Here is a 257-nt window from a genome sequence, read left to right on the forward strand (position 1 = left end):
TCGGGTCTATACCCTGCAACTTAACGCCCAGTTAAGACTCGGTTTCCCTTCGGCTCCCCTATACGGTTAACCTTGCTACAGAATATAAGTCGCTGACCCATTATACAAAAGGTACGCAGTCACACCCGAAGGTGCTCCCACTGCTTGTACGTACACGGTTTCAGGTTCTTTTTCACTCCCCTCGCCGGGGTTCTTTTCGCCTTTCCCTCACGGTACTGGTTCACTATCGGTCAGTCAGGAGTATTTAGCCTTGGAGG

The 257-nt window shown here is 51.0% G+C and carries 1 rRNA gene; it reads right to left on the reverse strand.

What is annotated here, in order from left to right:
- Positions 1-257, reverse strand: a 23S ribosomal RNA gene (locus tag NNN71_RS25100); the annotation flags it as partial.

Origin of the sequence: Kluyvera sp. Awk 3 (assembly GCF_028069715.1) — a bacterium.
GTDB lineage: Bacteria > Pseudomonadota > Gammaproteobacteria > Enterobacterales > Enterobacteriaceae > Kluyvera > Kluyvera georgiana_A.